The 12,354-nt window shown below is 67.8% G+C and carries 10 protein-coding genes and 1 riboswitch; of the genes, 7 read left to right on the top strand and 3 right to left on the bottom strand.

What is annotated here, in order from left to right; all coding sequences use genetic code 11:
* The first annotated feature begins 99 nt into the window (after positions 1-99).
* Positions 100-1,812, top strand: coding sequence for a fatty acyl-AMP ligase (locus CRP45_RS20385; protein WP_097246385.1), 1,713 nt, complete (start codon positions 100-102; stop codon positions 1,810-1,812).
* A gap of 3 nt (positions 1,813-1,815) precedes the next feature.
* Here CRP45_RS20385 and CRP45_RS20380 read toward each other — a convergent pair whose 3' ends face one another.
* The 3 genes from CRP45_RS20380 to CRP45_RS20370 all read right to left on the bottom strand — a co-directional run bounded on the left by CRP45_RS20380 (position 1,816) and on the right by CRP45_RS20370 (position 3,679).
* A complete protein-coding gene (locus CRP45_RS20380; protein WP_097246384.1) occupies positions 1,816-2,187 on the bottom strand; it encodes an RNA-binding S4 domain-containing protein in 372 nt (123 codons plus the stop codon).
* A 182-nt stretch (positions 2,188-2,369) separates the two neighbouring features.
* Entirely contained in the window at positions 2,370-3,026 is a 657-nt protein-coding gene (locus CRP45_RS20375; RefSeq protein ID WP_245910260.1) for a C40 family peptidase, read from the bottom strand.
* 15 nt (positions 3,027-3,041) lie between these two features.
* Positions 3,042-3,211, bottom strand: a riboswitch (cyclic di-AMP (ydaO/yuaA leader).
* A 204-nt stretch (positions 3,212-3,415) separates the two neighbouring features.
* Entirely contained in the window at positions 3,416-3,679 is a 264-nt protein-coding gene (locus tag CRP45_RS20370; protein ID WP_097246383.1) for a hypothetical protein, read from the bottom strand.
* 148 nt (positions 3,680-3,827) lie between these two features.
* On the opposite strand from CRP45_RS20370, the gene CRP45_RS20365 reads away from it, so the two are divergent.
* The 6 genes from CRP45_RS20365 (at position 3,828) to CRP45_RS20340 (ending at position 12,352) form a co-directional block, all read left to right on the top strand.
* Positions 3,828-5,009 (top strand): AAA family ATPase, encoded by a 1,182-nt coding sequence (locus CRP45_RS20365; RefSeq protein ID WP_067792562.1) that lies wholly within the window; start codon positions 3,828-3,830, stop codon positions 5,007-5,009.
* Between the two features lie 149 nt (positions 5,010-5,158).
* A complete protein-coding gene (locus tag CRP45_RS20360; protein WP_097246687.1) occupies positions 5,159-7,114 on the top strand; it encodes an acyl-CoA dehydrogenase family protein in 1,956 nt (651 codons plus the stop codon).
* A 501-nt stretch (positions 7,115-7,615) separates the two neighbouring features.
* Positions 7,616-8,578 (top strand): alpha/beta fold hydrolase, encoded by a 963-nt coding sequence (locus tag CRP45_RS20355; RefSeq protein ID WP_097246382.1) that lies wholly within the window; start codon positions 7,616-7,618, stop codon positions 8,576-8,578.
* Between the two features lie 265 nt (positions 8,579-8,843).
* The gene (locus tag CRP45_RS20350) at positions 8,844-9,131 is read left to right on the top strand and encodes a hypothetical protein (RefSeq protein ID WP_067792555.1); all 288 of its coding nucleotides are present in this window, start codon (positions 8,844-8,846) and stop codon (positions 9,129-9,131) included.
* 422 nt (positions 9,132-9,553) lie between these two features.
* A complete protein-coding gene (locus tag CRP45_RS20345) occupies positions 9,554-10,384 on the top strand; it encodes a hypothetical protein (RefSeq protein ID WP_097246381.1) in 831 nt (276 codons plus the stop codon).
* A 27-nt stretch (positions 10,385-10,411) separates the two neighbouring features.
* Positions 10,412-12,352, top strand: coding sequence for a fumarate reductase/succinate dehydrogenase flavoprotein subunit (locus tag CRP45_RS20340; RefSeq protein ID WP_097246380.1), 1,941 nt, complete (start codon positions 10,412-10,414; stop codon positions 12,350-12,352).
* The last annotated feature ends 2 nt before the right edge of the window (positions 12,353-12,354 follow it).

Genomic DNA, 12,354 nt, shown 5'->3' with positions numbered 1-12,354 from the left:
TCGCCGCACGTGTCGCCACGAACGACAGCGAGGCACCGTGACCGCCGAACTACCCAACCCGCTCGCCGCACGTGTCGCCACGAACGACAGCGAGGCACCGTGACCACCGGATTCCCCAGCCCGCTCGCCGCACGTGTCGCGGCGTGGGCGGCGACCAAGCCCGATGCCGAGGCGTTCATCGAATTGCGTTATCGCGGAACGGCATGCGAGCCACGTGCGTTGACCTACGCGCAACTGCACCGCGCCGCAGGCGCACTCGCGCGGCGCCTCCGCGAGGCGACCGAGCCGGGTGACCGCGTGGCGATCCTGTGCGCGCACGGCTTGGACTACGTGGTGGCCTTCCTCGCCTGCCTCTACGCCGATCGCATCGCGGTGCCGCTCTTTCCGGTCTCCGGCACGCGCAATACCGCGCGGCTCGAGGGCGCGCTCGCAGACTCCTGTCCCGCGCTGAGCCTGCTCTCCCCTGGCGACACGGTGACCGAGGCGAGCGTCGGCACGTCGCTCGGCCGAATCCACTACCTACCCGACGAACTGGAGACCGCGGACCCGGTGCTCGATCCCGTCGGCGCCGGACCCGCGTATCTCCAGTACACCTCCGGATCGACCAAGGCGCCCGCCGGCGTCGAGGTGACGCACGCGAATCTCGGTGCGGCACTGGAACAACTCTGGACCGCAGTGCCCGCCGCGCGGCACAAACCGATCGTCACCTGGCTGCCGTTCTTCCACGACATGGGCTTGGTGCTGGCGCTGGCACTGCCGCTGTACTCCGGCGTGCTCGGCGTGACCATGGCCCCGACGGAATTCGTCAAACGCCCGATCCGCTGGTTGCGCGCCTGCGCCGATTATCGAGCCGGTACCACGGGCGGCCCGAATTTCGGTCTGGCCCTGGCTGTTTCGGGCACCACAGCGCAGGAACGTGAGCAACTGGATCTCTCCGCCCTCGACGCGCTGCTCAACGGCGCCGAACCGATCCGCTCCGAGGTGCTGGAGACGTTCTCGAAGACGTTCGCGGCCAACGGTTTCCGGCACTCGGCACACACTCCCGGCTACGGCCTCGCGGAGGCGACGCTCTCGGTGACCATCGGCGCTCAGGCCGCCGAACCCGTGACGCACCGCTTCGACCGGGTGGGACTCGCCGAAGGCAGGGCGCTCGTCGACGAGACCGACGCGGCGGGAGTCCCGCTCGTCGGCTGCGGCTTTCCCGCCGGACAGCGGGTCGCGGTGGTCGATCCAGCCGCCCGAACCGAGCTGCCAGCGGCAATGGTGGGTGAGATCTGGGTGGCGGGCCCGAACGTCTGCGGCGGCTACTTCGGCAATCCCACCGCGACCGAGGAGACGTTCGGCGCCAGGCTGGCGGGACGGGCCGAACACTGGCTGCGCACCGGCGATCTCGGCTTCACGTTCGACGGCCAGCTGTACATCGCGGGCAGGCTCAAGGACCTCATCGTGGTGGACGGCCGCAACCACTACCCGTCGGACATCGAATCGACGGTGGCCGACCACGCGCCGGAAGTGCGCCCCGGCCACGTGACCGCCTTCGGCCACGACGACGGGCGGCGCGAGGATCTCGTGGTTGTCGCGGAGCTCGCCGCGGCGGCCGCCGAGGCCGACGTGCTGGCGGATATCGCGCGGCGCATCAGGGCCGCGGTCGCCACGGCACATGAGGTGATGCCGGGTTCGGTGGTGCTCGTGGAGCCGGGCGGAATCCCCAAGACCTCCAGCGGAAAACTGCGGCGCGGCGAATGCCGCAGACTCTTCGGCGCGGGCCGGCTTCCGCACCTGGTGACGATCGGCAATCGGCCCACGCCGTGAAGGTCAGTCCTCGGTGCGGCCGAGGAGACGATCGGTCTCGCGCCGCTCCCGCTTGGTGGGGCGACCGGAGCCGCGGTCTCGGCGCGGCATGGTCGCGAGGATTTCGCGGGAGGGAGGCGGCGGGCTGCGGTCGATCAGACACTGCGCGGCGACGGGGGCACCGACGCGCTTGGTGATCACCCGCTCGACGATCACGATGCGTTCCACACCGCCCGCGCGGATGCGAATCTCATCGCCCGGCCGCACGGGCTGGGCGGGTTTCGCGGTGCTGCCGTTGACGCGGACGTGCCCGCCTCGGCAGGCTTCCGCAGCGGCGGACCGGGTTTTGAACAGGCGCACCGCCCAGGTCCAGGAATCGACCCTGGCCTGTGTCAAGGCAGTTTGCTCTCCCTGCGGCACTTGTCCAGCCTACGGCGTGCTTCCGACGCGACTCCAGCCGTGCGGTTGCTCATCGAAGCCGCGCTGGGCTTGATGGCGCTGGCCTGGATGAAGCTGCGCTGGGCTGGAATGGAGCTGCGCTCGCGCCCGCAGCCGCGCTCGGGTGTTCGGAGCTTCGCTCAGTCGACGATGCGACGCGCGGTGACGACCATGTCCGGACGCAGCGGGGTGTAGGACACCGGCTGGCCCGACTGAACCGCGTTGAGCAGCTTGCCGTCACCCGCGTACAGGCCGACGTGGCCGCCGCCGTTGGTCACGACGATGTCACCGGGCTGCAGGTCCTGGAAGGCGACGGGAGCGCCGACGTGGGACTGCTCGAAGCTGGTGCGGGGCAGCTCGATACCGGCCTGCCGGTAGGCCCACTTCACCAGGCCGGAGCAGTCGAAGCTGGACGGGCCCGCGGCGCCCCAGGAGTACATGGCGCCGACCTTGGTCTTGGCGGCGTCGAGAGCGATGTCACCCGGAGAGCTCTGCACCTCGAACGGGTTGGGCATCTGGAAATTCGGGAACTGCGGCGCGGCGAGCGGCGCCTGCTGCGGGGCACCGGCCTGCGGCGCGGCGAGCGCCTGCTGAAGCTGCTGGTTGAGCTGCTGGACCGGCTGTTCGAACTCTTGGGGTACCGGAACATCGAAACCACCGATGCCGGGGATGTTGATCGTGGCGGCCATCGCGGGCACCGCGGGCATCGCGCCGGTAGCGGCCACCGCGCCCATGACGAGAGCACCCTTCACGGAATTCGGCAGTCGCGATTCCCGCTGCAAGCTGTGTTTACCCACCGAGCTGAGTCTCCGATCTTCCTGCTCTTCCGCCGACCGGGTTAGCTGACGGGTTCGGGCCGGGAAGATCGGCCCTACCACTCCGGCCTCGCGGCCTTTGCGGATTCACCCCAGACGAACCTGTGGGTCCCCGGCACGGCAGGCGGATCCTGGTGGGCCGTCTGCCGTTTAGGCGGTGACTTCATGGCGCCACTCCACTTACGAAGCGACTCCCTCCACGAAGTCACGAAGAGATTACGATGTCGGCGCGGTGTTGTCCAGCGCACAGCAAGTGGTTTTCCAGTCCTTGTGAGAATTCACTGGACGACCGGGCGAAATGATGCCGAGGCGCTCAGGTCACGGCCAGGTCTCGGCGCGCGAGACAGTGTTACGAAGCGAGACGGGCGAGTTCAGGACCGTGCGTCGCGCTCGGCGAGCGCTCGCTCCAGCTCCTCGATGCGCCGCCTCGCCTCGGCGAGGCCGACCTCGAGTTTGCCGAGCGCCATGACCAGCGGACCGACCGCGAGATCGGCGACCAGCTGCGGATCGTCGTAGCCCTGCTCGATGGCGACGAGGATGTTGGACCGGATCAGCCCGGCCTGGGTCGCTCCGGCGGGCACGGTCCAGGACTCGACCACCTCGGCGGTGGTGTGGGGAGCTGGCTCCTCGGACATGACTCCTCCGTTTCCCACGCGGGCCGTTCACCGAACCGCCCCAAGCGTAAAGACTTCCACGCGGAAGACAAGGACGAAATACTCCTCTCTACGACATCGTCTAGAGATAGGAAGATTCTTCTGCCCGAACGCGCTACGGTGTGTCGGCATGGACCCCGTGCGCAATCCGTATGCACCCGGCGCGGGCCAGCGCCCGCCCGAACTCGCCGGGCGCGACAAGCAACTGAAGGCCTTCGACATCGTGCTCGAGCGCGTCGCGCGGGGCAGGCCGGAACGCAGCGTGATGCTCACCGGTCTGCGCGGCGTCGGAAAGACGGTGCTGCTCAATCAACTTCGCTCGGCCGCCATCTCGCGCGGCTGGGGCACCGGCAAGATCGAGGCGCGGCCGGATCAGGAGCTGCGCAGGCCGCTCTCCTCCGCGCTGCACATGGCCACCCGGGCCATCGCCATGGCACACCGCAATCCGGAGCGGGTCGACGACTTCCTCGGCATCCTCAAGGCCTTCGCGTTGCGGGCCACCGCGGACAAGGGCATGCGGGAGCGTTGGCAGCCCGGCATCGACGTGCCCGCGGTCTCGGGCCGCGCCGACTCCGGCGACATCGAGATCGACCTGGTGGAGCTGCTCAGGGAGGCGGCGGGGCTGGCAGGCGACATCGGCGTCGGCATGGCGATCTTCATCGACGAGATGCAGGACCTCGGCGCCGCCGACATCTCCGCGATCTGCGGCGCCTGCCACGAATTGAGCCAGGACGGCGCGCCTTTGATCGTCGTCGGCGCGGGTCTTCCGCATTTGCCCGCGGTGCTGTCCGCGTCGAAGAGCTACTCGGAGCGCCTTTTCAGCTACCACCGAATCGATCGACTGGACCGCGAGTCGGCCGACCAGGCGCTGATCGCGCCCGCCGAGCGCGAGGAGGTGAAGTTCACCGAGGAGGCATTGGACGCGCTGTACGAAAGGGCCGATGGCTACCCATATTTCGTGCAGGCGTACGGCAAGGCAGCCTGGGATCAGGCGCCGGAGAGCCCGATCACCGCCGAGGATGTCGAGGTGGCATCGCCGGCGGCCGAGGAGGAGTTGGCGGTCGGCTTCTTCGGCTCCCGCTATGAGCGGGCAACCCCGGCGGAGCGGGAGTACATGCGCGCCATGGCCGATCTGTCCGGCGACGACGGTCCGGTCGCGACCGCCGCGGTGGCGAGCGAACTCGGGCGCAAACCGGCCTCGCTCTCGCCTGCGCGGGACGGCCTGATCAAGAAGGGGCTGATCTACTCGGCCGAGCGCGGCACGATCGGTTTCACGGTCCCGCATTTCGGCCGCTATCTACGCAGTGTGTGATCACTCGGGGGCGCGCGGCCCGCGATACGACCTTGCTCTCTATCAAGATCATTAGAAATCAGTAGAAATCGATCGGGCCAATCCCTACCGGTGAGTAACCGACTTTCCTACACTCGAATGTGATTCTGATCACGTCCGAGGAGGACACCATGGCGACTGCCGCGAAAGTCGACGCCACCGAAGAACAGGCTCGCGCACTTGTCGAGGAATCCCGCGAAACCAGCTGGGCCAAACCGTCGTTCGCCAAGGAGATGTTTCTCGGACGGTTCCGGCTCGATCTGATTCACCCGTACCCGCGGCCGGGCGGGGAGGAGGCCGCGCGCACCGAGGCCTACCTGGCGCGGCTGCGACCGCTCTGCGAGAGCATCGACGGCTCGGTGATCGAGGCCGAGGGCCGCATCCCGGACGAATACGTCAAGGGTCTCGCCGAGCTCGGCTGCTTCGGCCTGAAGATCCCGGAGTCCTACGGCGGCCAGGGCCTGACGCAGTACGGCTACAACCGCGCGCTGATGCTCGTCGGTTCGGCGCATCCGAGCCTCGGCGTGCTGCTCTCGGCGCACCAGTCCATCGGCGTTCCTGAACCGCTGAAACTGGCGGGCACCCCCGAGCAGAAGGCCGAGTTCCTGCCCCGCTGCGCCGCGGGCGCGGTCAGCGCGTTCCTGCTCACCGAACCCGACGTCGGTTCCGACCCGGCCCGCATGGCGAGCACCGCGACGCCGACCGCCGACGGCGAGGCCTACGAGCTGAACGGCGTGAAGCTCTGGACCACCAACGGCGTCGTCGCCGAGCTGCTCGTGGTGATGGCGCGGGTGCCCAAGAGCGAAGGGCACCGCGGCGGCATCTCGGCGTTCGTCGTCGAGGCCGATACCCCGGGCATCACGGTCGAGCGCCGCAACGCGTTCATGGGTCTGCGCGGCATCGAGAACGGCGTCACCCGGATGCACAACGTGCGCGTACCGAAGCGCAACCTGATCGGCAGAGAAGGCGACGGCCTCAAGATCGCGCTGACGACGCTGAACGCAGGGCGGCTCGCCATTCCGGCGATGTGCACCGCGGCCGCGAAATGGTCGCTGAAGATCGCAAGGGAGTGGAGCGCACAGCGCGTGCAGTGGGGCAGGCCGGTCGGCGAGCACGCCGCCGTCGGCGAGAAGATCTCGTTCATCGCAGCGACCACCTACGCGCTGGAGGCGGCGCTCGACCTCTCGGCGACCATGTGCGACGAGGACCGCAACGACATCCGCATCGAGGCCGCGCTCGCCAAGCTGTGGGCCAGCGAGATGAGCTGCCGGATCGCCGACGAGCTGGTGCAGATCCGCGGCGGACGCGGCTACGAGACCGCCGCGTCGCTCGCCGCGCGTGGCGAGCGGGCGGTCGGCGCCGAACAGCTGCTGCGCGACCTGCGCATCAACCGGATCTTCGAGGGCTCCAGCGAGATCATGCGGCTGCTGATCGCCCGCGAGATGGCCGACGCGCACATGGCCGCCGCCGGCGCGCTCGTCGACCGCAAGGCCGAGTTCAAGGACAAGGCCAAGGCCGCCGTCGGCGCCACCGGCTTCTACGCCAAGTGGTTCCCACAGCTCGCGGTCGGCGCGGGCACCGTCACCGGCACCTACGCCGAATTCGGCACGCTGGCACGGCACCTCCGGTTCGTCGAACGCAGCTCGCGCAAGCAGGCACGCTCGCTGATGTACGGCATGGCGCGCTGGCAGGCCGGCCTCGAGTACCGGCAGAACTTCCTCGGGCGCATCGTCGACATCGGCGCCGAGCTGTTCGCCATGTCGGCGGCCTGCGTGCGGGCCGAAGCCCAGCGCGCCACCGGTGAGCCCGAGGGCCACGCGGCCGTCGAACTCGCCGACACGTTCTGCCGCCAGTCCCGCATCCGGGTGCGCGAACTCTTCGACGGGCTCTGGGAGAACACCGACGACGAGGACCGCACCCTCACCAGGGGCGTGCTGGACGGGCGGTACACGTGGTTGGAGGACGGCGTCATCGACCCGAGCGAGGGCACGGGGCCGTGGATCGCCGAGTGGCAGATCGGTCCGTCCACGGAGACCAATCTGCTGCGGCCGTTCCTGCCGTCGACGAAGGCGCAGGTGAGTCCGTAGCGAGTCGGGGCGTGCGCCCGGTGGGCCGTCCCACCGGGCGTCGCGCGGTGCACGATTGCCTCGTCGCCCCCGCCTCATGCGGGTGCACGACCGCTGTGTCGCACCGGCGTCATCCGAATCTGCCCATGTATGGCAGATCTGCTAGATCCAATTAGATTCCAATACACGTGCGGTAGAAAAATCTACCCAGCTCTAGGAGGTTCGATAGACCACCCGATACCGAGGTCGCGAGCGACCTATCGATCAAGATCTAGTCCTATCTAACAATTCGACTAGGTTTCCGTAGATTCTCCGGCGAAGCGGCCGCGAATCAGGCGAACATCCGCCTGCTCACCCGACGGACGCGGCCTTCGTCCGGCCGCACCGCCCGGCGTGATCGACCGGCGGCGTCGGTTGGACAACGTGTCCATAACGCCCGGTATGGGTGGTTAACGGCGCGGAAATGGATATCGACATCCTGGCAAGACGCTCCGACCAGGTGCCCCGCCGCAGGAGAATCTCATGTCGACCATCGCCCGCCGCGCCGCCGATTACGACGGCCATCGTGTGACGGTGTCGGCCGATGACGGTGTTCCGATCTCGGTCCGCACCTTCGGCGCCGACGACGCGCCGCTCACCGTCGTGTTCGTGCACGGGCACTGCCTGCGCACCGAATCCTGGACCTTCCTGCGCGAAGAGCTGACGCGTCAGTGGGGCGACAGCGTCCGGATGGTCTTCTACGACCACCGCGGCCACGGCGAGTCCGGCGTCGCCGACCCGTCCACCTACACCATCGACCAACTCGGCCACGATCTCGACGCGGTGCTGCGCACGATCGCCCCGACCGGCCCGGTGGTGCTTGTCGGGCACTCGATGGGCGCGATGGTGATACTCGCCTACGCCCGGCTGTTCCCCGAGGCCATCGGCACGAAGGTGCTCGGCGTCGGACTGATCGCGGGCATCGCCAACGGGCTCAACGAGGTGGGCATCGGCAGGCTCCTGCACCGGTATGCCGTCACCTCGCTACAGGCGGCGGTGGTGCGCGCGCCGCGGGTCATGCAGGCGTCGAAGCAGTTCTCCCGCCGCATCTTCGAGCCGATCATGCGCGAGGCGAGCTTCGGCACCAGAAAGATCAACCCGAGGATGATCGCCGTCGCGACGGCCATGCTCAACGAGACGCCGCTGCTGACCATGTCCAGCTTCCTCGGCTCGCTGATCACCTTCGACGAGACCGCCTCGCTGCACCGGCTCGGCGACATTCCGGCGCTGGTGCTGGCCGGCTCGGCCGACATCGTCGTGCCGTTCGCACACTCGGTGTTGCTCGCCTCCCAGCTCAGCAGCGCCGAGCTGGTGCGGATCGAGGGCGCCGGCCACAGCGTCATCCTGGAGCGCGCCGAGGAGGTCGCCTTGTCGATCGTCGCGCTGGTCAACCGCGCCTCGGGAACGATGACCACGCCCGGCCCCGAGTACGCCGCGGCCAGCTGACCCCCGCTCGAATGTCGCCCCTGCGGTTGCGAACCGCCGGGGAAGCACGCACGCTGGAACCATCCCCCGATGATGCGGGCTATCTATCCGCAAATCTGAGAACTCCCTAATCACACGAGCCTGTTCGGGATTCTTTCTGTACTGTGTTGTAAATCACGTTGTGTGGTGGGTCACACGACTCGGTGGTGTGCGGCCCTGGGGAGATCTCCGGAACCGCTGGTGCCGACCGGGCTCGCACGGCCACCGAGGAACACAGGAGGTAACGATGACACGCAGCGACATCGCGGAACTGCGCTACGCGGTCAACCAGCTCCGGCAATCCATCGGCGCACTGCGCTCCCACTATGGCGACGCGAATACGGTGCGGCGGCTGGAGAACGACCTCGAACGGCTCGTCATCGACGCCGACGAGTTCGAGCAGTCGCCTCCCCCCGAGGTGACCCGCCGACCGCAGGAGACCATCTACGTCCCGGACAGCAAGTCCGACGAGGCGGCCTGGATGGGCGCGCAGGACGAAGGCCTAGGTTTCCACTCCCGGCCGCGTACGAAGTAGCAAACCTACAGCGGTGCTCGTCCGCGAGTGCGGACGAGCACCGTTACCGTTCGGCCTCAAAGCCGATCTCACCCATCGCGGCGCGAGCTGATCCAAACCCCACGCGTGCTTCCAATGCGCCATGCTCGCTATGACGCGCGGACCCGATCGCATCGACGGAAATCCGGGGCAGGCGAATCCAGCACATCGAGCCGACGCGAAACTCGTTCTCCCCGAACGATGTTCGAATTGTTTACCGCACCGCCGAACTGGAGACGCGCGCGAGGCCGCTGTGTGGCGCAAATCATAGGCGGCCACACCGGTCGGGATTGCCGGGACCGCGCTCGAGCCATAGCTGGCGTGTCGTATGGTGCTCAGCATCACATTGGATCGCGGTCGGTATCGATCACCGTCCGCAGAGCAGATCAGCGAGGCATCCACCTGTGAGTGCCGCACCGACCGCCACCCCCGAGCAGGGGACCGGCGTTTTCAGCAAGACCAGGGCCCGCATCGCCGAGCGCACGCTACGCACCGACCGCTGGTGGGTGCCTCCGCTTCTCACCGTGCTCGGGCTGTCCGCCTTCATCATCTACGCGACGGTCAGATCGTTTGTGCGAACGGCGTATTGGGTGCCGGACTACCACTACCTGACACCGTTCTACTCGCCGTGCCTGAGCGTCTCGTGCGTCCCGGGCTCCAGCCACTTCGGCGAGCCCTTCCCAGAGTTGCCGATGTGGATACCGCTGGGCTTCGTTGTCCTGCCGTTCCTGCTCGGCTTCCGCTTGACCTGCTACTACTACCGCAAGGCCTACTACAGGTCGGTGTGGTTCTCCCCGCCCGCCTGCGCCGTCGCCGAACCGCACGCCAAGTACACCGGCGAGACCCGGCTGCCGCTGATCATCCAGAACGCGCACCGCTACTTCTTCTATGTGGCGCTGGTGGTTTCGCTGATCAACACCTACGACGCGGTGATCGCCTTCCACGGCAAGGACGGCGGGTTCGGCTTCGGCCTCGGCAACATCGTTCTACTCGGCAACGTGATCCTGCTGTGGGCCTACACGCTGTCGTGCCACTCGTGCAGGCACATCGCGGGCGGCAGGTTGAAGCACTTCTCGGCCCACCCGGTGCGGTACTGGTTCTGGACCCAGGTGTCCAAGCTGAACACCCGACACATGGCGCTGGCGTGGACCACGCTCGGCACCCTCGTGCTGACCGACTTCTACGTGATGTTGGTGGCCAGCAACACCATTTCGGACCTGCGGTTCATCAACTGACCGCTCGACTCAGGAGTACTCGCGGCAATGCCAGAAGTGGAACGGCACAAGTACGACGTCGTCGTTATCGGTGCCGGTGGCGCCGGACTGCGCGCGGTGATCGAGGCCCGCGAACACGGGCTCTCCGTCGCGGTGGTGTGCAAGTCCCTGTTCGGTAAGGCGCACACCGTCATGGCCGAGGGCGGCTGCGCCGCCTCGATGGGCAACGCCAACGAAAAGGACAGTTGGCAAACCCATTTCAAGGACACCATGCGCGGAGGAAAATTCCTCAACAACTGGCGCATGGCGGAACTACACGCCCAGGAGGCACCGGACCGGGTCTGGGAGCTGGAGAGCTACGGCGCGCTGTTCGACCGCACCGCCGACGGCCGGATCAGCCAGCGCAACTTCGGCGGCCACACCTACCCCCGGCTCGCGCACGTCGGCGACCGCACCGGACTCGAGATCATCCGCACCATGCAGCAGAAGATCGTCGCGCTGCAGCAGGAGGATCACGCGGAGACCGGCGACTACGAGTCGCGGATCAAGGTGTTCGCCGAGTGCACCATCACCGAGTTGCTCAAGGACGGCGACCGGATCTCCGGCGCGTTCGGCTACTGGCGCGAATCGGGCAAGTTCGTGCTCTTCGAAGCGCCCGCGGTGGTGCTGGCGACCGGCGGCATCGGCAAGTCCTACAAGGTCACCTCGAACTCCTGGGAGTACACCGGCGACGGTCACGCGCTCGCGCTGCGGGCCGGGGCGACGCTGATCAACATGGAGTTCCTGCAGTTCCACCCGACCGGCATGGTCTGGCCGCCCAGCGTGAAGGGCATTCTGGTCACCGAGGGCGTGCGCGGCGACGGCGGCGTGCTGAAGAACACCGAAGACAAGCGGTTCATGTTCGACTACATCCCGTCGGTGTTCAAGGGCCAGTACGCCGAGACCGAGGCCGAGGCCGATCAGTGGCTGAAGGACAACGACTCCGCCCGCCGCACACCGGACCTGCTCCCCCGCGACGAGGTGGCGCGCGCGATCAACTCCGAGGTCAAGGAGGGCCGCGGCACCCCGCACGGCGGCGTCTACCTCGACATCGCCTCGCGCCTGCCCGCCGAGGAGATCCGGCGCAGGCTGCCATCGATGTACCACCAGTTCAAGGAACTGGCCGACGTCGACATCACCAAGGAGCCGATGGAGGTCGGGCCGACCTGTCACTACGTGATGGGCGGCATCGAGGTCGATCCCGACACGGGTGCGGCGACGGTGCCGGGGCTGTTCGCCGCGGGTGAGTGCTCCGGCGGCATGCACGGTTCGAACCGGCTCGGCGGCAACTCGTTGTCGGACCTGCTGGTCTTCGGCCGCAGGGCCGGACTCGGCGCGGCGATGTACGTGGAACAGCTGACCGAGCACCCCGTCGTGGCCGACGCCGACATCGCCGCTGCGGCGAAAGCCGCTGTGGCGCCGTTCGATCCGCCCGTCGAGGGCGCGGGCGAGAACCCCTACACCCTGCACACCGATCTGCAGCAGGCGATGAACGATCTGGTCGGCATCATCCGCAAGGAGCACGAGCTGGAGCAGGCCATCGAACGGCTCGGCGCGCTGCGGGAACGCTTCGCGCACGTCACCGTGGAGGGGCACCGGCAGTTCAATCCCGGCTGGCACCTCGCGCTCGATCTGCGCAACATGCTGCTGGTCAGCGAGTGCGTGGCGCAGGCGGCGTTGCTGCGCACCGAGAGCCGCGGCGGGCACACCCGCGACGACTTCCCGTCGATGGACCCGGCCTGGCGCAACAAGTTGCTGGTCTGCGCGATCGACCCGGCCGACGCGGCGGCCGCCGTGCCGAGGGTGCGGGTGACACCGGAGGACCAGGAGCCGATGCGCGACGACCTGCTCGCGCTGTTCGACCTCGCCGAACTCGAAAAGTATTACAACTCCGCCGATCTCGCCCGGCACCCGGACGGTTCGGTCTTGGCCACGGAAGGTGAGGCGTAGCA

This window comes from Nocardia amikacinitolerans (assembly GCF_900215415.1).
In the GTDB taxonomy this organism is placed as follows: Bacteria; Actinomycetota; Actinomycetes; order Mycobacteriales; family Mycobacteriaceae; genus Nocardia; species Nocardia amikacinitolerans.
The sequence above is the reverse complement of the archived record's forward strand: the minus strand, read 5'-3'. Positions and strand labels throughout refer to the sequence as shown.